Below are 21,777 nucleotides of genomic sequence, written 5' to 3'. Positions count from 1 at the left end.
AGCCCCTCTATTCTTCAATATTTACAACGTGATTCCCATCAAAGAAGTATAAACATTTCTCTTTTACAGGATGTTGTAAGCTTTTCTCCAGTGCTTTTGCATATAACGAAAGCTGCACTTTATATCGATCTTCTAAAATTGGTTTCGCTTGTTCGAATCCGCCTGGAAATTTCCCTTCAATCGTATCTGTTTTGAAGTCGATTAACGTAATGCCATCTTCCTCTTCAATCATGCAGTCGATAACCCCTTGGACAAGAATCGATTCCCCGCTATTCCCTTGCCAATCTTGATATGCTTCTTCTGCTGCAAGCATCATCGTAAATGGAACTTCACGCTCAACACTTTTCGCCGCTAATACCCTTTTACCTAAGTCACTGTCAAAGAATGAAATTACTTTTTCAATCGCTATTTCTTCCGCCTGCTCGAATGTTAATAATTCCTTATTTACCATTCCAGCAATTTGCTCTTGAAGAACTTCAACCGTAATCGGCTTCTTCAAATCAACATGCTGCATAACGGCATGGACTGCTGTTCCGCGCTCTGCGTACGTTAACCCTTTTTTCTCCATAAAGCGCGGACGTGTTTTAATTGGTGCACGTAGTTTTTTAATAAAGGCGTTATCACTACCATCTTCTGATTGATAATTTCTCTTTATTTCTGTAACAGATTGCTTCGCACGGTGAGATGTTGCTTCCTCATATCCGTACTTCCACATTAATCTATCGTACACTTCATCTTTTCGTTCACTTTCTAACGGCACAGCCTTTTTCTCACGAAGCGCTTCTAACAATTCTTGTTTCTCTTCTTGAACTGGCTCTGGTGCAAGTAGCGTATTACCGTCCACAACTTCTACTTTCCAGCTAGTGTCATACCCGTAAATTTCATCTGGAATACTTCCTTGTCCTAATTCAAGAAGCATTTCACTATCACGGTGTCTATATAATGAAGGTGCAATCCAGTCTAAATAACAAGACGCCCCGGCACGTATGTGATCTGGTAATAACCATTCACTATGTTCCCTCGCATCAAGCCATTTTTCCATTTCCTTATTTGCATCCTTAACTGTTCCGATTAAAATTAACTTCTCTTTCGCGCGCGTCAACGCTACGTATAGTACGCGCATTTCTTCCGCAATTAATTCCATTTTCATTTTACGCTTAATCGCAAGCTGTGATAATGTTGTATATTTAATTCGTTTACGCGGATCGATAAATTGCGAACCGAAACCGAAATCTTTATGCAATAAGAAACGTTTCATTAAGTCTTGTGTATTAAAACGACGACCGAGTCCAGCTACAAATACAACCGGGAACTCTAACCCTTTACTTTTATGAATCGTTATAATGCGAACAACGTCTTCTTGTTCACCGAGGGCCCTCGCCGTACCCATGTCATCACCGCGTTCTAAAATACGTTCAATAAAACGTAAGAAGCGGAATAATCCTCTAAATGATGTTGCTTCGTATTGTCTTGCGCGGTCATATAGTACGCGTAAGTTTGCCTGCCTTTGCTTTCCAGCTGGTAAACCGCCAACGAAGTCGTAATAACCTGTCTCACCGTACACTTTCCAAATTAAATCAGAAAGTGATTGTTGACGTGCAAATTCACGCCATCCTTGCAGTAAGTTATAAAACCACTCTAATTTATCATGAAGTTCTTGCTCCTCTTCAAGTGGTGCCCCTTTTAAGAATGAGCTCATTACTTCATAAAACGAGCCTTTCTTTCCATGAGCACGAAGCGTCGCAAGTTCTTCATCGCTCAATCCAACGATTGGAGAACGAAGTACAGCTGCAAGCGGAATATCTTGCATCGGATTATCAATAACGCGGAATACGTTCATCATAATATTTACTTCTGTCGCTTCAAAGTAACCAGTCGCAAGGTCAGCGTACACTGGAATTCCTTGTAATTTTAACTCTTCCATAATTTGCGGGGCCCACGGCATGGAGCGAAGTAAAATAACGAAGTCGCGGTATTGTACTGGGCGCATACTATCATTTTTACGGTCATACACTTCATAACCTGAATCAACCATCGCTTTAATGCGCTGCGCCATAAGACGAGCTTCAAGCTGTGCTTTTTCGACTTCTGCACCTTCTTCTCCGTCTATTACTTCTTCTTCCGTTTGCTGAATGCACAGTAGTTCTGCCGCTACATCTTCACCTTCTGGATAGGTAGCACCTAACTTTAATTCAGCGTCTGCATCGTAGTCGATTTCTCCGACTTCTTCACCCATAATTTGTTTGAAGATAAAGTTCGTACCTGCTAACACTTCATGACGACTACGGAAGTTTTTCGCTAAGTCGATCTTCATTCCACCGCCCAATCCTTCTTGTGTGAAGCGTTTATATTTTCCTAGGAATAGTCCTGGTTCGGCTAGTCGGAAACGATAAATCGACTGCTTTACGTCACCAACCATGAACAAGTTTCCTTCACTCTCAGAATCTTTCGTTACGAATTTAATAATAGATTCCTGTACAAAGTTAGTATCTTGATATTCATCGACTAATACTTCAGCAAATTTATTACGATATTGGAGCGCCACTGCTGACGGATTCATTTCACCATTTTCACTTTGTTCACTTAAAATTTGTAAACAGAAATGCTCTAAATCTGTGAAATCGACCATTCCTTTATCTCGCTTCATCGCTTGGAAACGCTCTGTAAATACTTTTACAAGTTGAACAAGCTTTTCTAATACTGGGTGCATATCTTGAAAATCTCGTAAGAAACTTTCAGGTTTTCGGCTAAATAACTCTTCTTGTAATTTCTTCACTTCATCTTTCGCTTTATTACGAAGAGAGTCTACTTGTTTTACAACATCTTCATTGTAATCACTTTTCTTAATACGCTTTAACGTTTGCCACGATACATTTTGCATCGCTTCATACAAACTTGTCCACGACTCATGAGCAGCTGATGATAGCGTTCCAAGTAAAGCTAGATCTGCTTGCAGGGTTTCAATGCGAGGCGCTGGACCGTCAGGAAGCATTGCGAGTTCAGTTGCCTTACGAATATGCTGTTCCGCTGTTTCAAGCTGGAATTTCACATCTTCTAATAAATAAGAAGCATATACTAAATCTTCAATTGTCTTTCCTTCTACGTCATATGCTTCTACTAATTTATCAAGCCATTTTTCCGGATTTGGATGCGCTCTTGACTCTGTATGAAGCGCTAAAATCATACGTTGTAAGTCATCATCACTACGGTCACTCGTATAACGATCAACAAGTTCAAAGAAGATTGTATTATCTTCGATTCCGTACTCTTCTTCTAATATGTCATCTAGCACTTCTTCTTTTAACAATTCATTTTCTGTTTGATTCGCAATACGGAAACGAGGATCAACATCAAGCATGTAGTAATATCCTCTAATTACTTGTAAACAGAATGAGTGAATTGTTGAAATGGAAGCTTTATTTAATAGGCTCAGCTGCTTTCTTACGTGTTGAGAGCCTGGTTCATCAATTAATACCTTTTCTAACGCTTCCCCGATTCGGTTTTTCATCTCTTGCGCCGCTGCATTCGTAAATGTTACAACGAGCAGGCGGTCGACATCGACTGGATTCTCTTCATTAATAATCTTTTTAATAATACGTTCAACTAATACTGCTGTTTTCCCTGACCCAGCTGCAGCCGCAACTAAAATATCACGTCCATTCGCTACAACAGCTTTCCACTGGTCATCTGTCCATTGACTACCTTCTGGTTTTTCAGGCCAATTTTCTATCATTCTCCGCCAACCTCCTCTCTTATTTTCTCCATCGCTTCGCTATCTTTCATATCTTTTAACGATCGGAACTGATTATCTTCAAGTGACTCATCAAATTGACAAACAGATTTGAAGTTACAGAACGTACATGCTGCTTTATTTCCCATTTTATAAGGAGCAATATCGATAACACCTTCTGTAATATCTTTTCCGATATTTTCAAACGTATGGTGTACATATTTTTGCAGTACGTTAAACTCTTGCTCACTTGCAATACTTGAACGCGCACTAAAGCTACCGTCTTTTTTCAGGCCAGCAGAAATAATATCTGAACTTCCTGTTGAAAGTTTGTTATCCATTAAACGAACAACGTCAGCATCTCCTAATACGAGTCCTTTCATTTTAAATTTCTTTAAAATTTCTTTTTCAATTTCAGCTTCAGATGCGTCACCTTTCATCTCAACGATTGGGTTATGAATATGGAAATACAATACACCAGCTGGTGATGCTGCGTGACCTTTTTTCATCCACGTCTGCGCATTCGAAGTAACAACATCTAAATACGTTAACATTTGAAGTGCTAATCCGTAATACACTTCCGTTAAATCTAACGCTTTTGAACTTGATTTATAATCAATAATACGTAAGAACGTCCCGTTTTCATCTTCTGCCTTATCAACACGGTCAATACGGCCGACAACTTCCATCTTCACACCATTTGGTAATGAGAATTCCATCGGCGGAAGTGATCCTGTACCACCCATACCGAACGGCACTTCTAAATCAACTGGTACGAATCCGCTTGACTTCGCATGTTCACGAAGAATGATTGACGTACGGAAAATGATTTGTTGTAGTTTTTGTTTTAAATAGAAATGACGGTTTGAACTTAATAAAATTTGTCGTTGTAATAACGGTGCGATTTCTTCTATTACTAAAATAGAAAGATGCTCACACTCTTTTATGGATAAATCCGCCCAAGTACGGTTTTCACGCAATAGCTTGTCCGCAATTTTCTTTAATGCCGCATGGAATAATTCGCCGATGTCCGGCGCATCAAGCTTGAAAATATCACGCTCTCTAAGCGATAAACCGTGCTGCGCAAAATGAGCGTATGCACAACGGTTAAATAGTTCCATACGAGAGACGCTTCCTTTAATTATATCTCCGTATAAATCTCTACTTACTGCTGTACTTAGTTTCTTCGCACGATTTCGATAGAATAAACTTGATAAGACGCGGCTACTTTTTTGTTTCCATTCATCTGAAGTTACGTAGAAATTATATACGTCCCACCAAAAGTCTAAATTCCCTTCAAATCCGTATCGCTTCCACGTTTGTAGTTGCTGCATAACGTAAGATAACGTTACTTCTGGCGTTGCTACGTATGAAATTTGTTCTGAACGTGATAAATCGTTTACGTCATTGGTAATAAATGAATCTTTCACATTAGGGAACATTCTTTTTATTTTCTTAATAAAGCTAGACGCAAGTAACGTCTTTCCTTCTTCATCTGCAAGCGGGCATGAAATATATAACTTCTCAGATGCTCTCGTTACCATTTGATACATAACGAACTGTTCTTCTAACAAAGTTTGTCTCGTCGTTGGCGCTAATTCAATCCCTGCTGCACCAAGAACTTCTCTTTCTTCATCAGAAAGCATACCTTCGTCCATAGGTGCTGCTGGAATAACCCCCTCATTTACACCTATAATAAACGTTGCTTTCACGTCAGATAACCTGGAGTGATCAATATTAGCAATTAACACTTGGTCTAATGACGGCGGAATGTTAGCAAATTGAAGTGCCTCAAGACCTGTCGACATAACGTCCGTAAACATAGAAAGAGACATTTTCTCTTCACCAAGCATCTCTACAAACGTATCAAGAAGGCTCATTACTTCTTCCCATACTTGTTCATGATCTGTCGCAAATAAGAAATCTCCACTTTCTTCTGCACGTATACGTAATTCTTCTAGTTTTTTCGGAACATCCAGCTCTTCTAGAAATAAGTAAACTGCTTCACACATTTGCATAACTGTTCCTGCACGCTTTAACCTTTTTTGCATGCGAATAACAGGTGTTCTTACAACGTCACGTAACCTATTTATTTTCTCTTCCATTTCACGTTCACTGTCTGTAATCATCCCGTTCGTATCATCAAGAGAACGATAACGGCGATACATCCATGGATCCTCTGAAGTCCACCTCTTTCCTTGTACACCGTACGCTAAACAGTAATTTTCAAATTCATCCATTTCTTCACGCATCGTTTCTTTTCTTACGTCTAATGGATATAAAAGCTCTGTTTTCACGCAGCGGAACACCGCATCATAACGCCAATTCCCACTAATAATCTCGAGTGCAGAACGAATACATTCTACTAATGGGTGGTGTGACATCGGGCGCTTTTCATCGATGAAGTGCGGGATATTGTAATCTGTAAATAACGTGCGCATCACATCGTAATAACTTTCCCCATTACGAAGAAGCACTGCAATATCTCGGTAACGATATTTTTCATTCGCAACAAGTTTACGAATTTCACGAGCAACACCTTCTACCTCCGCTCGTAAATTCGCAGCTGTGCTAATCGTTACACTCGCTTCACCGTTAAATTTTTCATTCGGACGCGCTTCATAATGAGCTTCTAAATGCGCTAATGCGGGAGAATGAAAACGCGGCTGTTCCATAAGTGGAATTGTTTTTTCAATTTCTATTTTCTCTTCACGCGCTACTTGTTTGATTTTTTCATACGTTAACGTCGTTTCATAAAATAAATCGAGTTCATTTACTGGCTGTGCTAACGTTTTTTCATCTATCGTTAACGTGATCGTAACTCTCGCTCCGCAAATCATAAGCTGTCTTACAATCTCTAACTCTTGCGGGGAGAGTGAATGAAATCCATCTATATAAATTTCCGCACCATTTACATATTCAGACTGCGGAAGCTTTTCCACTAGCAATTGTAGGTAGTCTTCTGAATCTAAATATTTTCCAATTAAAGCACGTTCAAAATCATCGTATAGTAACTGTAAATCATACACTTTATTCGCTAGTAACTTTTGTTCGGCACTGCTACTATGCGCATCCAATTGTTTCCACATTTCATATACGTTAGATGGCGTTACATTGTAACGTTTAAACTCTGCAATCATACTGCCAAGATGTTCAAAGAAACCGTTTTGCTCCGCTGCTTTTTGGAACACCGATAATCCATCTTTACGAGACTCTACAATTTTACGGAGTAACATATGTACACCCGCTTCATCAATATGAAGACGACTCGCTCCGCCAACTTCTTGTAGTACCTTCCACGCTAATCGTGAAAAACTAAAAACTTGTGCCCGAATAGAACCTCTTACATCCTCACTTCCAATTAACGCCTGCTGCGTCTGGAATGTCATCTGTTCTGGCACAAGATATAATATTGTTTTCCCTCTCGGGCGTTGTTTTAACTCTTCTTGCACTTCGCGTAAACAAAGTGTACTTTTTCCACTTCCCGCTCTACCAATCACAAATCGAAGTGACATGTAACCCCACCTTTCACTTACATAACGAACGTTAGTTTGCTACTATAATTGTATTATAGTACACGAAAAAAGACAAACTGAGTTGTTTGTCTTTTCTATACTTCTACTTCATTATATCAACCTTTTGAAAAATTCGTTTGCACCTCTTGAATTGGCCAATATCGCAAATCAACTTTACCGACAACTGTATCAGCTTTTACAAAGCCAAAGTGTCTACTATCCCAGCTCCCGAGCCGGTTATCACCTACTACAAAAATAAACCCGGGTGGCACCAGCTTTTCTTTCGTTAACTCTTCTAATGTAAAGTCGCCTGTTAGTTGCCTTCCATTTATCTCTTTCTTATACTTCTCTAAATACGGCTCATCAATAAATTGACCGTTTATATATAACTTATCCTGCTTATATTCAATATGATCTCCAGGTAAACCGATAACCCGCTTTACATAGTCCTCTTTTTTATTCGCATGAAATACCACAACGTCAAATCTGTTCAAGTCCCCAACTTGATAACTCACCTTATTTACAACTAGCATATTGCCATCCTGCAATGTCGGCATCATTGACTTCCCCTCTACAACATACGTTGAAAAGAAAAACGTTCGAAAAAATACAGCTAATAATACACCAATTAAAATTGTTCGTATCCACTCTATGCCTTCTTTTTTCAAAGTTTTCTTCATCTGCTTCTCCCCTTATCCTTTAATACTGAAGCTTTCCTTTACAAAGAAGACTATTCTTAATGTAGTTCTAACTTTACTTCGATTTTCTTACCGACATACCATAAAATAAAAATACCAATCGCTACAATAACTGATTTCACTGGATTATGAATAAATGACATTAAATCATGACCGATATACGTTAAAATAAAAATCATCACAAGTTTTCCGAATGCTAACGCTAGACCAAACTGTTTTACACTAATTCGGGATAAACCAGCGACAACATTTATTAGCGCTGACGGTGTAAACGGAAAACAAAATATAACAAAAATCGGTGCGAATCCTTTCCTTTCAATCCACCCCATTGCTTTTCGTACTCTCTCATGCTTATTTACAAACGAAAAGAAACGACTGCGACCAAAATGGCGGATGATGAAAAAGACAAGTAATGCACCCATTACTGATCCAAGCCATGAATAAAGAAAACCGAGCCAAAAGCCAAATGCAACAGCATTCGCCAGTACAAATACAATAAGCGGTAATGCTGGAATCAACGCCTCTATCATCGGTAAACCAATACCAAGAAGTGGTCCGAACGCTTTATAACTCTCAACAATATGATCCATATTTTCTGGTGAAAAATACTCTTTGATTGTCTGAAAATCCATTCTACACTTTACCCCTTTACTCTAAATACTATCCCTACTGTATCATTGCTTATATGAAAGAGGAAATGGTAGATACGACATACGGAGATGTATTTATTAAAGTTTCCATATCTTTCATAAGAATTCCTTCATTATTTAGCTATGATAATCTATCAATATTCGACAGGACGTGTCGTTCATTTTGTTATTTAGATTGTTTTTCGGTTTTTATCGGTAAATGAAATTATACTGGTGATTTTCTAAATATATCAATTACAACTCGTTTTTTCTAATATATCGCCTGATCTACAAAGACTGACTGACAAACAAAAAAAGAATGGGGATTCCCCCATCCTTTCACACTTCGCCTTCCTTCACAAAATACACCTTCTCATAAGCGGGTCTTAATGTTGATTCCTCTTTTTTATCGACCTCTTTAAAACAAGGATTCCCTTGTTTTTTCCTACGATCTTCATATTCAGTACGTAATTTCGCTGTACGATTTTGTTGATTTTCAAAACTAGTTTTTGATATTTCTAATTTCACAGCAAAGCCATTTATAAATCTAATAATAAGATTTCCATCTTCTAATTCTTTATTACTTTCAATATAAAAATGAGACAACCAAGCGCACTCTTTTCTAGAGTAAGAATAGGTAGGGAAAAAATAAAGTTGATCTGCTGGACTAATCGCAATCGGTGCTTTATGTGTAATATGAGTTAACTCTTTCGTTCCTTCTTTTCTGCCTAAGAAACTAGAGCCATGCTTGCGGCAACTTCTTTCTATAATATCTAGAGGTTTTTGAAATACGAAAAAAGAATCATTCATTTCAACGACTCGCGTAACAATTTTCTTTTCACTTAGAATAACAGGAAGTAAGGCCATCGTATTTTTCGTTACAACATAATTTTCGACATAGCGTTCCACTTTACTTTCCATACTCCATTATCTCCTTTTTTCCATTTATATTAGCAGCTGCATATATAATTTTAGCATCTATGAAAAGGAAATAGCTTACAAGTTCCGCTTTTTTACAATTTTTTATCATTTATCAAACATTTGTTAAACAATAAAATCACAATATAGAAATTAATTAATTTTAAAGTTATAAAAACAGCATTTATACTACCTATAAATATTTATTATCCATTCCTCATTTCACATCATTACAACAACTAACTTTGCTATAATTAAAATGTAAATCCAATATATGGAGGGCCACTATGGAAGAAAAAGAGATCCAACCATCGATTCAAATGAAAAATAGTAGCGTCATTATCGTGAAAAACTCAGCTAATATTATATTCGGTTTATTTTTCATTCTGCTATTCTTTGCCAAACCGTTTCGTAAATCAAAATGTCCAGAATGTAAAAAACGTGAGAAGAAAAAATCAGGGCAAGAACAATAAAAGGCCTTCCTTTATGGAATGCCTTTTTACATTCGTAGTATCATTTTATTTATTCTTCTTCCCCCTAAAAAACGACTATATTTTCTTCCAAGGTTCTCTACATCTTTTTTGATTTGTAATATGATCCTTATATAAAACATGAGAAAGAGTATTTGTACTTGTTATCCGCTTTTAATTTTTATTAAAAAATTCAAATTTGCACATCTTTATCCATCACTAACAATTCGTTAATTAGTTAACTTTGCAATATAAGTTTTGTATATAATGTCATTCAAAAACACAATATATATAAGTAGCTATTTATAATTACATTGCTTTTTATCGAATTCTAAAAAGGAGTTGTATACTATGGATAAAGAAAATCCATTAAATCAGCAGGTTAATAGCATTCCCTCAGATGCTCTGAATACCCCTAGTAAGGAACAAGAACAACTGTTAGAAACATCATCTCAAAACGTACAAAATTCCAACAACAACGCTAACAAAAAAGATGTTACTCAAGGTCTATCTGGAAAAGATTTCCCCATTTCAACAGAGAATACAAATTTATAGTTATTTACTATCATACGCAGCAAATGCTCTTGCTGAACTAATTCTTCTACAGAAACTAATACGCATTCCAGATAATTTTTTACCAGTTGTAACATCGAAAAAGAGATTTAGATATAAAAACAGGCTCTAAAAAAACTTTCTCCACAACAAAAAAAGGATGGCATTAGCCATCCTTTTTTCCATCATCAACTATAAAATTATAGTTTGATTACGTTTTTAGCTTGAGGTCCACGGTTACCGTCTTCGATTTCGAAGCTAACTTTTTGACCTTCTTCTAAAGATTTGAAACCGTCAGTTTCGATTGCTGAGAAGTGTACGAATACGTCGTTTTCGCCTGGAACTTCGATGAAACCGAAACCTTTTTCGTTGTTAAACCATTTTACTTGTCCTGTTACTGCCATAATTATTTCCTCCTAAGAAAATACAAATTTTAAATTTTTTAGTCTTCCTGTCTAAAAAAAGAATCCACACATTATCAAATACGAAACATAAACTAGTTCTCACATACTTTTTCTCGTTCGTTTTCAGCACTTGATAACATATGGATTGCTTAATTTAACTATTCAACTGACATCATCATAGCACATTAAAATAAAATGTACAATCTTTTTCGAAAATAGAATTTCTAATTTTTAGTATTTCTTATAAAATATAATTATCTCTATTCTAAATAAGGAGGAGTTTATGACCAATAAAATTCCTAAAAAAACATTAAAAAGAATTGAAGAGGATATTGAAAATAATAATCTTGGAAAAGCAAGAGATAGATTGCATGGCCTCATCTTTACATACCCAAATGAATTACATCTTCGAAAACAACTCGGAGATATTTATTATAAATTACAATATCCAGAAATGGCTGGACGTTACTGGTATCTAGAAGAGCATAAAACAGGTATTATGCATGAATCATGTTTATTATTTGAAAAATCAATGGGAAATAGTCCTCATCATATTGCACGTGCTTTAAAGTTTAAAGGCGATTCTAACCATATAAAAGGTTTGTATAAAGATCAACCTTTATCTTCAGTGCAGAAGAAAGTAGCAGAGGAGTTAATTTATGAGTATAAAGAAACATGGAAAGATAAGCTAGTTCCTTTTGGCTGTCTAGCATTGCTTGCTTCCCTTCTCTTTTCTGCCGTTGTTGGTCTATTCACTATTTGGAATTGGATTTTTTAATCACAGGGGGAATTTTCACATGTCAAACTACGCTAAAGAAGAAAGGCTAACAGGGGGAAACGTCTCAAGCGTATATCGTTCTGAAAATACTGTTCGGCGAGAGTTAAAGCCAGACAGTGAAAAGATTCATAAGCTATTGCAACATTTAGAAAACAAAGGATTTCATTATGCTCCAAAGTTTTTAGGTGTAGATGAAAAGGATAGAGAGATTTTATCCTTTATTGAAGGAGAAGCTGGCAATTATCCTTTAAAAGAATATATGCGATCTAATGATGTATTAAAAGAAATAGCAAAGATGCTCCGCCTTTACCATGATGCTGTAAGTGATTTTCCGTTATTAGCTGATTGGAAACCGATGGATCATACTCCAAATAACATTGAGGTTTTATGTCACAATGATTTTGCCATATATAACATTATTTTTAATAATAAGAAGCCAGTAGGGATTATTGATTTCGATGTTGCTGCTCCTGGTCCAAGACTATGGGATATCGCTTATACACTCTATACTTGTGTGCCTTTAAGTAGAGTGTATTATACTGAATCCGGTGAAGCCGTTCATTATGACTCATCGCAACATGCAGATCGTATTAAAGAGAGAGTGAATTTGTTCGTTCAGTCCTATGATAAAAATATGGATGAAGATTACTTAGGAATGGTGTTGCTTCGATTAGAAGGGTTATGTACATATATGAAACGAAAAGCTCAAGAAGGCGACTTGAATTTCCAAAGAATGATCGATGAAGGACATCTAGAGCATTATGAGAAAGATATGAAGTTTATTCGTGATCATAGGGCTGAGTGGAGTTGATTTAGTAATAAAGAAAAGTTAGTATCGTTTTTTGCCGACAACTCAATCTCTCTTTTCGAATCGTTTAGAAAATAACAAGGGGCACCTTTCAAAAAGGTGCCCCTTCCTTTTATTTCGTAAACTGTGCTTCTTCCGTAGATCCTTTTAGCGCTGTCGTTGATGAAGTTCCCCCTGTAATCACTTGTGCCACTTCATCAAAGTAACCTGTTCCTACTTCGCGTTGATGACGTGTTGCAGAGTAGCCATGTTTTTCAGCTGCGAATTCTGCTTGTTGTAGTTCAGAGTATGCTGCCATGCCGCGCTCTTTATAGCCACGTGCTAGTTCAAACATACCGTAATTTAATGAATGGAATCCAGCAAGTGTTACGAATTGGAACTTGTAACCGTAAGATGCGATTTCCTTTTGGAAGCTTGCAATTGTTTTTTCATCTAGTTTTTGTTTCCAGTTGAATGAAGGTGAGCAGTTATATGCAAGTAGCTTCCCTGGATGCTCCTTATGAATTGCGTCCGCAAATCGTTTTGCATCTTCTAAATTTGGTTCTGACGTTTCACACCAAACGAGGTCTGCGTACGGTGCATACGCTAAACCGCGCGCAATTGCTTGATCAAGACCTGCATTCGTACGGTAAAATCCTTCTGGTGTTCTTTCTCCTGTAATAAATGCTTTATCAACAGGATCAATATCGCTCGTAATTAAATCAGCTGCATCCGCATCTGTTCTTGCAACGATAATTGTCGGCACTCCCATTACATCTGCTGCAAGGCGTGCAGAAATTAAATTGCGTACTGCTGTTTGCGTTGGTAGTAGTACTTTTCCGCCTAAATGGCCACATTTTTTCTCTGAAGATAATTGATCTTCAAAATGCACACCTGATGCACCTGCTTCAATCATACCTTTCATCAGTTCGAATACATTTAATTGCCCACCAAATCCAGCTTCTGCATCTGCTACAATCGGTACGAAATAGTCTGTATCATCGCTTCCTTCCATATGCTGAATTTGATCCGCACGTTGAAGCGTTTGATTAATTCGTTTTACTACAGCAGGTACGCTGTTCGCTGGATATAAACTTTGGTCTGGATACATATGCCCAGAAAGGTTTGCATCAGCTGCTACTTGCCAACCACTTAAGTAAATCGCTTTTAACCCAGCTTTTACTTGTTGCATCGCTTGGTTTCCTGTTAATGCGCCAAGTGCGTTAATATAGTCTTCTGTATGAAGCGATGTCCAAAGCTTCTCAGCACCACGACGCGCTAACGTATGTTCAATATCAATTGACCCGCGCAGGCGAATTACATCTTCTGCCGAATATGGACGTGTGATCCCTTTCCAACGCTCATCTAATTCCCAGCTTTCTTGTAACTTCTCGATTCTTTCGTTTTTCATTTGTTCCATCCCCTTTTCATTTTTTATAAAATTTCATAACCCGGTAATGTTAAAAATGGTACGAATTCATCATTTCGAACGAGATTTGTAAACAACGTTGTCGCCTCTTGGAATCTCCCTTTCTTAAAGGCTTCCTTACCAATCTCTCTTTCTATTTTTGCTAATTCTTCTTCTTTTAATTCTTCCATTAATTCAAGCGTAATATTACGACCATCATTTAGTTTTCCACCTTCATGACGAATCCATTGCCATACTTGTGCTCTTGAAATTTCAGCTGTTGCCGCATCTTCCATTAAGTTATAAATGGGTGCTGCTCCCCGTCCGCTTAACCAAGATGCAATATATTGAATACCTACGCTAATATTCATGCGAAGGCCCTCTTCTGTAATCGTTCCCACCGGTACCTCTAGTAAATCGTTTTCTGTTACACATATTTCTTCACGTCTTCTAAAAATTTGATTTGGTGTTTTCATAATGTGATTAAACACTTCCATTGCAACCGGTACAAGTCCAGGGTGGGCAACCCAAGTCCCGTCATGACCGTCTAAAGCTTCGCGTTCCTTATCAGCACGCACTTTTTCAAAAGCTGCTTCATTTGCTTCTGGATTATTTTTAATCGGAATTTGTGCCGCCATTCCTCCAATTGCTGGTGCATTACGGCGGTGACATGTTTGAATTACTTTCAAAGAATACGAACGCATAAATGGCGCCGTCATCGTGACTTGTGCTCTATCTGGTAGTAAGAATTTATTATGATTACGGAAACTCTTTAAAAAGCTAAAAATATAATCCCATCTTCCGCAGTTTAAGCCAGCAGAATGATCTTTTAGCTCATACAAAATTTCATCCATTTCAAACGAAGCGTGAATCGTTTCCAGTAACACAGTTGCTTTAATCGTTCCATTTGGAATGCCGATATATTTTTGAGCAAATACGAATACATCATTCCATAATCTCGCTTCTAAATAACTTTCCATTTTCGGTAAGTAAAAGTATGGGCCGCTCCCTTTTGCTAAAAGAGCTTTCGCATTATGGAAAAAGTACAAGCCGAAGTCTACTAAGCTACCCGACATATTTTTCCCATCAACTTGCATATGCTTTTCCTCTAAATGCCATCCTCTTGGACGTACAATGAGTACAGCTGTTTTCTCATTTAATCTATATTCTTTCCCTTTATCATTTTCATGTGAAATCGTTCCCTTTACTGCATCTCGTAAATTGATTTGGCCTTCCACTGCATTTTCCCAAGTTGGTGAATTCGAATCTTCAAAATCCGCCATAAAAAGATGCGCTCCTGAATTTAAAGCGTTAATGACCATCTTTCTATCTACCGGTCCAGTAATCTCTACACGGCGATCCTCTAAGTCTTTTGGCAGCTTGGCAATTGTCCAATCCGCTTCACGTATGTGTTTTGTTTCTTCTAGAAACTTCGGAAACTCCCCTGCATCAATTCTCTTTTGTTTTTCTACACGTTTTTGTAAAAGTTCTATGCGGCGCTCATTAAAATTCTCATGTAGTTCCTTCAAAAAACTAAGCACCTCAGGTGTCAATATTTCGCTGTACGCTGGTAACATTTCTCCAACGAGTGTAACCCGTGAAGTTTGCGTCGACATATTAGCATCCCCTTCTTAAACTGTTTTATAACAGATTTGATTTCATGTTTTATATTATATAACAAATCTTCAGAAAAGGAAGTTTTTTTTGAAAATTCATTTCGTTTTTTTTCAAAACGCCATTCTTTCGCGCTTTATTTCATACAAAAAAGGCCGCTGTTATACAACAACGACCTTTTTGTATTATTTTTGAATTTCACTTTGACTAGTTAAACTTTATTACTGCCCTTGTTCCATATCATGCAATATTGCTCTATGTAAAAACTGTGCGTATTGTTCTCTCGTTACCTTCATAGACGGACCGAATTTACCTTCTCCGATTCCCATTGTAATACCATTTGTTTGTACTGCACTAATTGCATTCGTTGCCCATGAATTTGCTGAAACATCATTAAAGTTATGAGATCCCTTTGCCTGTAGGTCAAAAGCATTCGTAAGAACTTGTGCCATTTCCGCACGCGTTAACGTCGCCTTCGGTCTAAAGTTTCCATTCTCGTCTCCCTGGAAAATTCCGATTTCCGTTAGAGCCAATATCTCCTCGATAAAGCTTGTTGAATTTTCATCGATATCTCCATATGGGTTTTCATATTCATCTTGTTCTTCCATATCAAACACACGGTAAATTAAAGCTGCAACTTGCTCACGTGTTACATTATCCCCAAAACCGAATATTCCATCGCCATATCCCAAAATTATTTCTTGTTCCGCTAATTCATGAATTGCCTCATATGCCCAATGTCCTTTTGGTACATCTTTAAATACAATTGTATTTGCTTTTTGCAACGGTGCACTTTCCGCTTTTACACTATTACTCTCTGCTGAGAATAACACCCCACCCATAATTGTTAATGCTGTAGCTGTTTTTAATAATTTTTTGCTCATCAAATTATCTCCCCAATATGTATATGTTTTTTTAAAAATATACAGAATAAATGGTATAGTGACAATATATTTTCCGACACATTTCGTGACGGTTTTGTGAATCATATTACACATCATGTCTTTTTCATCGGGTTGATTATAAAGCTTGTTTATAACCATAAAAATACATAAATACGAATAATAATTCTTTTTTAAACAAACAAAAAAGCACAAATTTTTCTATTTGTGCTTTCATATTTCACTCTACTTCCAATCCTCTTTCAAATGATAATTAATAATCGCATTATTAATAAACTGAGCATATTGTTCTCTAGGTACAGGGCGATTTAATTCATACATGCCATTCCCAGTTCCTCTCACAACATTATTAGATTGTAACGCACTAATTGCATCTTCTGCCCAGTGACCTTTTGGAATATCTTTAAATGTATGTTTTTGTTTCGTTTCAAAATTAAATGCTCGTTTTAAAATGACAGCCATTTCCGCTCTAGAGATTGGTGCTTTCGGCCTAAAATCCCCTTGGCCATCCCCTGTAAAAACACCACGTTTTGTTAACGCTAAAATTTCCTTTTTAAAAGTGGTTGTGCTATCAGAAACATCTTTATATGGATTCGCTACTGGCCCTTCTTCTTTTATCTCAAGTGTTCTGTAAATAGTCCCAGCTACTTGTTCACGTGTTATAAGATCGCCAACACCATACTTCCCGTTTCCATACCCTAATATAATTTTATGATACGCTAAATCCATAATAGCATCATATGCCCAAAATCCGTATGGAACATCTTCAAACACAATCATTTGTGGATACTCTTCCGCTTTTACAGGTGTCACATTCGCCCCTGCAAATATACCTCCTGCCATTGTCGCAATCATCATTACACCCAATATTTTTTTCTTCATTATCCTCTCTCCCTATTTCATTCAAATAAAATGAACTTCATTGTTTCAGGAGTACTATTTTTTTTGTGAATGTAAGATAAAATGCAAATCTTCTAGAAGAAATATTCCCACTACCTTTCTGCTTTATACCCCCTTCTTTCTTTTTCAAAAAGGAAGTTGTCACATCTAAGGTGTTATATACTAAAACATTCTACAATCTCTTTATAAACTCCTTTTCACTTTATAACTTCCCTTTATTGGCACCTAAAGGAGATGCCTAATGGAGATTACTATATTCATGGTTTATATTTCAGAGGTAGCATCCCCCTTCACTGATAACTCGCTTTCGCTGAATTTTGAGGTGGGGGTCTTACTGCCCAGCAAATAACAGGATAAAAAAATCATCCTTTTTTCTTAAAAGAGGATGATTTTTTTATATTTATTAACACTCAAATATGCTACTACTTTTGAAGAGTAAATTGGGCAACTATTTGTTTTAATTTTCCTGCTGCGTTATGCATATGTTCAATTGAAACCGAAATCTCTTGAACAGATTTTTCTTGCTGTTGAATAGACTCTTTTACCCTATCAGTTCGGTCAGATGATCTTTGGGAAATTTGAGCCATGTCTTCTGCAGAAGCCGAGATTTCCTCACTACTCGCTGCAATTTCATCTGTAGACATAGATACCGTTTGAATTTGCTCAGATACTTGCTGTACTTTTTCTGTAATTGTTCCAAATACTTTTTCTGTATGCATTACTACTTGTGTACCTGCCTGTACCTCATTATCTACTTTCCCCATCATATGTACCGTATGGTTCGTTGTTCCCATAACTTGAGTAATAAGATTCTCAATTTGTTTTGCAGAATCACTAGATTGTTCTGCTAATTTCCGCACTTCATCTGCCACAATTGCAAATCCTCTACCACTTTCACCAGCACGTGCAGCCTCAATTGCGGCGTTTAATGCTAATAAGTTAATCTGGGAGGTAATACCTTGCATAACATCAATGATTTTAACAATTTCTTCTGATTGTTCTTTCATAGTCTCTACTTGTTTCACACCGCTATGTACCGAATTTTGGATTGTATCCATCTGTTGAATCATTTGTTTCATTAATTTGTTACCACTCTCTGCATCTAATGCTGATTGAGCAGATAATTCATTTACAGAGGATGATGTATTGACTATACTCTGCATTCCTTGCGTCAACTCTTCCATCGCACCCGCAGTTTGTTCCATTGCTTGCATTTGACTCTCTGCACCATTTGCAACTTCTTCAATATCCATAGTGATTTTCTTCGCTGCACTACTAGATACTTCTGATGCAGATACTACTCCGTCTGCATGTTGGAATAAAAGCTGAATATTATTCTCTACTTCTTGCATATTTGTTCTTAGCCCTGCAATCATCTCGTTAAAATTACTTACTAATACACCTAATTCATCCTTAGCAGTATAATCACCATGTACGGTTAAATCTCCTTCTTTCGCTCTTTCCATCATACGACTAACCGTTTGTAAAGGAGCAACTATGAGCTTGCTAATAATATAACTTACTATACATATAACGATTGTAGTAACTACTACAAGAATGATAAAGGTAATAACGGAACGATCAATCATTTTTTGAGAATCTTTAAATACTTGGTCAGCTAAATTTGAAACATACGATTCTAGATCCACTGCATAACCAGCTAACTCTATTCCCTTCGGTTTTAATTCCTTCTGAAATTCATTTACCATTTGTGGCTCATTTGTTGCCTTCGCCTTTTCAAATAATTTTTTATATGTATCTTTATAACTTGGCAAAGATTTCTTCATCTTCTGAAATAGTTCATCCTCTTGCTTACTTAAATTAAAACCATCATCATATTCTTTTAATAAAGAATCATATTTTTTAAGATCCTTTTCAATATTATCAATTATCCCCTCTTTATTTGCCACTTCATTTTGTGATGCCGTAATTAATTCTAGTAAGTTATATTCTAATGAATTTTGTGTACGAAGCATTCCTTCTAATAAAATTGCAGAATATTGATAATCATCTACTACAACCTCTGTATCGTGCTTAATCTTATTAATAGAATTAATTGCTACACTGCTCATAATTACCATACCTAAAACTGCTAATGAAATAAGCGCTAATAATTTATATTTCACTTTTAAATTTTGTAAAAAATACATTTTTCCACCTTTATTCCTTTATATATAGATTTTTAGAATTTTATAGCTTATTATTTACAAAATCGTAATAAAAAGCAATGATAAATATTCCCAATATGAAACTTATATCTCTATAAAAAAAGAAGTAGCTATCATGCTACTCCTTTTTGCTTTGTTTCTCATATTGTTCAAACGTATGAATTCTTTCAAAAATTGGTGGGTGCGTGTATAAGAAAAATTTTACTAACGCAGGCGGATTTACTTGGCTTAAACTTGTTTTTGATAAATATTGAAAAGTTTTCACACCAGATTTCCCATCCTTCGTCATATTTAAAGCATATTGATCTGCCGCTCTTTCTTCTATACGTGAAACGTAGTTTGTTGCTGGTTGTGCTGCAAAAGAGAGGACAGAAGAAATTAAGAAAAATAAAGGTAACATGGAGAAACATGCTACTTTTGAAATTTGCAATGTATCTCCCCATTTGCGAATACACATATTTATAATACGACTAATTAAAAACATACCTATAAACGATAGCAATACATAACTTGCAACGCCAAAATATATATGTTTCATAACATAATGCCCCATTTCATGGGCCATTATAAATAAAATCTCTTTATCTTTTAACTGCTTAAGTGTTGTATCCCACATTACAATACGGGCGTTAGGGCCAATTCCTGTTACGTAAGCATTTAATGCATTCGTTTTTTCTGACATATTTACTTCATATACGTGTTTAGCAGGAATGTCCGCTTTGTCTGCTATCGCTAAAATTTTCGTTTCTAATTCTTTATTTTTCAGCGTCGAGAAGTCGTTATACAGTGGATCAATAACGACAGGCTGTATGAATGTTAAAAAGATTGTAAATGGAACAGAGAGCGCCCATCCTGCGAGCCACCATCTCTTCGGAAATTTACGGATAAGCCATAATAGAACGGTAACTACGATTAACATAGTCGCATAACTTTCCCAAAAACCGATAACATGATCTTTTATCCAGCTTTGTGTACTTTGTGTTGAAATGCCGTAATCAACGGACACTTTCCGGCCAATCCATTGCATCGGTAAGGCAAGCACTGTTGTCAGTAATGATAAATAAAAGAAATAAATCGCAACTTGCAAAACACTTATTTTAGTCGTTTCCTTCGACCATTTCTCAAACTTTCTTGAAATACCTAGCACAAGTACAAATAATAAAATAATCCATTCAAGAGGCGTCGCTAAAAAGTATAGTAAATTTTTCACGCGCGAATAATCTTGGCTTAGCGTAAGCTCTCTCGTACTCATAAACGTTTCTGGATCTGCACTCGTTCCCTTATACATGTCCGGAATAAGTTCATGATTCCATCCAAATAAATACCAATATATAAGTAACGCAAATCCAACGTACAAAAAAAGCGACCAACCGATAACCTTCTTCACGCTATTCCCTCCTCTATGCTGCCTGTCTATTATTATTGTAAGTTCGTACACGCTAAATTAGAACAAGCTTATTATGTGAATTGCTCTGGATCTTTTTATTTACATAAAAAAACTCTTCTACATAAGAAGAGTTTTACCTATCTTTAAACACTTTCTTCGGTTCACAATCCGTACACTTACAAACCAACACGTACCCTACTTCCTTTTTAGATAAAATAAAAAGCCTCTTTAAGGAAGTACATCTATTAATAAACTAAAATCTTGTAAAGAGAAAGAACTATATTTCATAATACCCTGTACGGCTAAAAGTAAAACAAGACCGATCACACACATATAGTTAACGCTTTCTTCATTCTTTTTTTCAGTAACGACTCCACCACTTATACATAAAATCCCTAGCAAATGGAGCGCTAAATACATGAAAAAATAAGCTTCCTCCCAGCGCAAAATAACATTCACTGTCGTTATTAACACTAGACTAAGTAAAATCAAATAAAAAAACTTATTTGATGATATCGTTTCATTCATATAATTTTATACATCCCTTTCAAATTTCGAATTAATGATGTTTCAAAGCTATAAAGTAAATGATTGTTTTTATACCATAAAACAAAAGGAAAGCCACCATTACTTTCTCGAATACTTTATGAATCCACATATACTTCTCTTCATTCTTTTTGAAGATGCGCTTCATCATTTCTTCTACAATTAGACCAAATATTAGTAAAACCCCGAACACAATAAGAAGAGAAATAATATTTTCTTTTAAATGAGTACTAGAAAATAAGTAATACTCTGGAAACACAATCGTATCTACTACAGGTTGAAGCCAATGACAAACGCTTTTATCACACATATCTGTAATAGACGTAGAATCTATAATGTCTTTTAATATTTTTTCAACCGTCTTCTTCATC

Annotated in this window: 18 protein-coding genes and 1 pseudogene; 4 read left to right on the top strand and 15 right to left on the bottom strand. The window is 36.3% G+C overall.

What is annotated here, in order from left to right:
* Positions 1 to 7: 7 nt before the first annotated feature.
* From addA to N2V80_RS05810, 5 genes are all read right to left on the bottom strand, one after another.
* Positions 8 to 3,733, bottom strand: a complete 3,726-nt coding sequence (gene addA / locus N2V80_RS05830) for a helicase-exonuclease AddAB subunit AddA (RefSeq protein WP_061655458.1) — start codon at positions 3,731 to 3,733, stop codon at positions 8 to 10.
* Complete coding sequence (gene addB, locus N2V80_RS05825; protein ID WP_061655457.1) at positions 3,730 to 7,245, bottom strand: helicase-exonuclease AddAB subunit AddB; 3,516 nt, start codon at positions 7,243 to 7,245, stop codon at positions 3,730 to 3,732. The genes addA and addB overlap by 4 nt, the downstream gene beginning before the upstream one ends.
* Positions 7,246 to 7,361: 116 nt before the next feature.
* A complete protein-coding gene (gene lepB, locus N2V80_RS05820; RefSeq protein WP_000751910.1) occupies positions 7,362 to 7,925 on the bottom strand; it encodes a signal peptidase I in 564 nt (187 codons plus the stop codon).
* 56 nt (positions 7,926 to 7,981) lie between these two features.
* On the bottom strand, positions 7,982 to 8,575 hold the full coding sequence (locus tag N2V80_RS05815; protein WP_000347517.1) for a TVP38/TMEM64 family protein: 594 nt from the start codon (positions 8,573 to 8,575) through the stop codon (positions 7,982 to 7,984).
* Between the two features lie 336 nt (positions 8,576 to 8,911).
* The gene (locus N2V80_RS05810) at positions 8,912 to 9,493 is read right to left on the bottom strand and encodes a competence protein ComK (RefSeq protein WP_000444439.1); all 582 of its coding nucleotides are present in this window, start codon (positions 9,491 to 9,493) and stop codon (positions 8,912 to 8,914) included.
* A 284-nt stretch (positions 9,494 to 9,777) separates the two neighbouring features.
* Here N2V80_RS05810 and N2V80_RS05805 point away from each other — a divergent pair, with 284 nt between their 5' ends.
* Positions 9,778 to 9,963 (top strand): hypothetical protein, encoded by a 186-nt coding sequence (locus N2V80_RS05805; RefSeq protein WP_061655456.1) that lies wholly within the window; start codon positions 9,778 to 9,780, stop codon positions 9,961 to 9,963.
* A 348-nt stretch (positions 9,964 to 10,311) separates the two neighbouring features.
* Positions 10,312 to 10,515, top strand: coding sequence for a hypothetical protein (locus tag N2V80_RS05800; protein ID WP_000356922.1), 204 nt, complete (start codon positions 10,312 to 10,314; stop codon positions 10,513 to 10,515).
* 197 nt (positions 10,516 to 10,712) lie between these two features.
* On the opposite strand, the gene cspA is transcribed toward N2V80_RS05800, so the two are convergent.
* Positions 10,713 to 10,916 (bottom strand): RNA chaperone/antiterminator CspA, encoded by a 204-nt coding sequence (gene cspA, locus N2V80_RS05795; protein WP_000301518.1) that lies wholly within the window; start codon positions 10,914 to 10,916, stop codon positions 10,713 to 10,715.
* A 283-nt stretch (positions 10,917 to 11,199) separates the two neighbouring features.
* Between cspA and N2V80_RS05790 the strand changes: the two genes are divergently transcribed.
* Both N2V80_RS05790 and N2V80_RS05785 read left to right on the top strand, forming a co-directional pair.
* Complete coding sequence (locus tag N2V80_RS05790; RefSeq protein WP_000182386.1) at positions 11,200 to 11,694, top strand: DUF6584 family protein; 495 nt, start codon at positions 11,200 to 11,202, stop codon at positions 11,692 to 11,694.
* Between the two features lie 19 nt (positions 11,695 to 11,713).
* On the top strand, positions 11,714 to 12,505 hold the full coding sequence (locus tag N2V80_RS05785) for a phosphotransferase (protein ID WP_000073788.1): 792 nt from the start codon (positions 11,714 to 11,716) through the stop codon (positions 12,503 to 12,505).
* Between the two features lie 109 nt (positions 12,506 to 12,614).
* Here N2V80_RS05785 and aceA read toward each other — a convergent pair whose 3' ends face one another.
* The 9 genes and pseudogenes from aceA to N2V80_RS05745 all read right to left on the bottom strand — a co-directional run bounded on the left by aceA (position 12,615) and on the right by N2V80_RS05745 (position 21,776).
* On the bottom strand, positions 12,615 to 13,892 hold the full coding sequence (aceA, locus tag N2V80_RS05780) for an isocitrate lyase (RefSeq protein ID WP_000787346.1): 1,278 nt from the start codon (positions 13,890 to 13,892) through the stop codon (positions 12,615 to 12,617).
* 23 nt (positions 13,893 to 13,915) lie between these two features.
* Positions 13,916 to 15,505 (bottom strand): malate synthase A, encoded by a 1,590-nt coding sequence (gene aceB, locus N2V80_RS05775; RefSeq protein ID WP_000107349.1) that lies wholly within the window; start codon positions 15,503 to 15,505, stop codon positions 13,916 to 13,918.
* Positions 15,506 to 15,724: 219 nt separating this feature from the next.
* Positions 15,725 to 16,492 carry an S-layer homology domain-containing protein gene (locus N2V80_RS05770; RefSeq protein WP_114159535.1) on the bottom strand — a complete coding sequence of 256 codons (768 nt, stop codon included), beginning with the start codon at positions 16,490 to 16,492 and terminating at the stop codon, positions 15,725 to 15,727.
* A 138-nt stretch (positions 16,493 to 16,630) separates the two neighbouring features.
* Entirely contained in the window at positions 16,631 to 17,287 is a 657-nt protein-coding gene (locus N2V80_RS05765; protein WP_000727094.1) for an S-layer homology domain-containing protein, read from the bottom strand.
* Positions 17,288 to 17,727: 440 nt separating this feature from the next.
* Positions 17,728 to 18,519: a methyl-accepting chemotaxis protein gene (locus N2V80_RS30500; protein WP_404978265.1), complete on the bottom strand. Its 792-nt coding sequence runs from the start codon at positions 18,517 to 18,519 to the stop codon at positions 17,728 to 17,730.
* A 156-nt stretch (positions 18,520 to 18,675) separates the two neighbouring features.
* Positions 18,676 to 19,455: pseudogene (locus N2V80_RS30495) on the bottom strand (MCP four helix bundle domain-containing protein); the annotation flags it as partial.
* A gap of 136 nt (positions 19,456 to 19,591) precedes the next feature.
* Positions 19,592 to 20,860 (bottom strand): M48 family metallopeptidase, encoded by a 1,269-nt coding sequence (locus tag N2V80_RS05755; RefSeq protein ID WP_000755730.1) that lies wholly within the window; start codon positions 20,858 to 20,860, stop codon positions 19,592 to 19,594.
* A 228-nt stretch (positions 20,861 to 21,088) separates the two neighbouring features.
* Positions 21,089 to 21,388, bottom strand: a complete 300-nt coding sequence (locus N2V80_RS05750) for a DUF2101 family protein (RefSeq protein ID WP_001006050.1) — start codon at positions 21,386 to 21,388, stop codon at positions 21,089 to 21,091.
* 31 nt (positions 21,389 to 21,419) lie between these two features.
* The gene (locus N2V80_RS05745; RefSeq protein WP_000754332.1) at positions 21,420 to 21,776 is read right to left on the bottom strand and encodes a hypothetical protein; all 357 of its coding nucleotides are present in this window, start codon (positions 21,774 to 21,776) and stop codon (positions 21,420 to 21,422) included.
* Between the last annotated feature and the right edge of the window lies 1 nt (position 21,777).

The sequence above is a fragment of the Bacillus sp. FSL W8-0640 genome (assembly GCF_038007725.1).
In the GTDB taxonomy this organism is placed as follows: Bacteria; Bacillota; Bacilli; order Bacillales; family Bacillaceae_G; genus Bacillus_A; species Bacillus_A cereus.
The sequence above is the reverse complement of the archived record's forward strand: the minus strand, read 5'-3'. Positions and strand labels throughout refer to the sequence as shown.

Bases quoted from the DNA above. Each gene is read 5' to 3' on its own strand.
- addA (WP_061655458.1), bottom strand. From the start codon at position 3,733: ATGATAGAAAATTGGCCTGAAAAACCAGAAGGTAGTCAATGGACAGAT.
- aceA (WP_000787346.1), bottom strand. From the start codon at position 13,892: ATGAAAAACGAAAGAATCGAGAAGTTACAAGAAAGCTGGGAATTAGAT.
- N2V80_RS05765 (WP_000727094.1), bottom strand. From the start codon at position 17,287: ATGAAGAAAAAAATATTGGGTGTAATGATGATTGCGACAATGGCAGGA.
- cspA (WP_000301518.1), bottom strand. From the start codon at position 10,916: ATGGCAGTAACAGGACAAGTAAAATGGTTTAACAACGAAAAAGGTTTC.
- N2V80_RS05750 (WP_001006050.1), bottom strand. From the start codon at position 21,388: ATGAATGAAACGATATCATCAAATAAGTTTTTTTATTTGATTTTACTT.
- N2V80_RS05810 (WP_000444439.1), bottom strand. From the start codon at position 9,493: ATGGAAAGTAAAGTGGAACGCTATGTCGAAAATTATGTTGTAACGAAA.
- N2V80_RS05785 (WP_000073788.1), top strand. From the start codon at position 11,714: ATGTCAAACTACGCTAAAGAAGAAAGGCTAACAGGGGGAAACGTCTCA.
- N2V80_RS05770 (WP_114159535.1), bottom strand. From the start codon at position 16,492: ATGATTCACAAAACCGTCACGAAATGTGTCGGAAAATATATTGTCACT.
- N2V80_RS05745 (WP_000754332.1), bottom strand. From the start codon at position 21,776: ATGAAGAAGACGGTTGAAAAAATATTAAAAGACATTATAGATTCTACG.
- N2V80_RS05815 (WP_000347517.1), bottom strand. From the start codon at position 8,575: ATGGATTTTCAGACAATCAAAGAGTATTTTTCACCAGAAAATATGGAT.
- lepB (WP_000751910.1), bottom strand. From the start codon at position 7,925: ATGAAGAAAACTTTGAAAAAAGAAGGCATAGAGTGGATACGAACAATT.
- N2V80_RS05800 (WP_000356922.1), top strand. From the start codon at position 10,312: ATGGATAAAGAAAATCCATTAAATCAGCAGGTTAATAGCATTCCCTCA.
- aceB (WP_000107349.1), bottom strand. From the start codon at position 15,505: ATGTCGACGCAAACTTCACGGGTTACACTCGTTGGAGAAATGTTACCA.
- addB (WP_061655457.1), bottom strand. From the start codon at position 7,245: ATGTCACTTCGATTTGTGATTGGTAGAGCGGGAAGTGGAAAAAGTACA.
- N2V80_RS05805 (WP_061655456.1), top strand. From the start codon at position 9,778: ATGGAAGAAAAAGAGATCCAACCATCGATTCAAATGAAAAATAGTAGC.
- N2V80_RS05790 (WP_000182386.1), top strand. From the start codon at position 11,200: ATGACCAATAAAATTCCTAAAAAAACATTAAAAAGAATTGAAGAGGAT.
- N2V80_RS30500 (WP_404978265.1), bottom strand. From the start codon at position 18,519: ATGCAAGCAATGGAACAAACTGCGGGTGCGATGGAAGAGTTGACGCAA.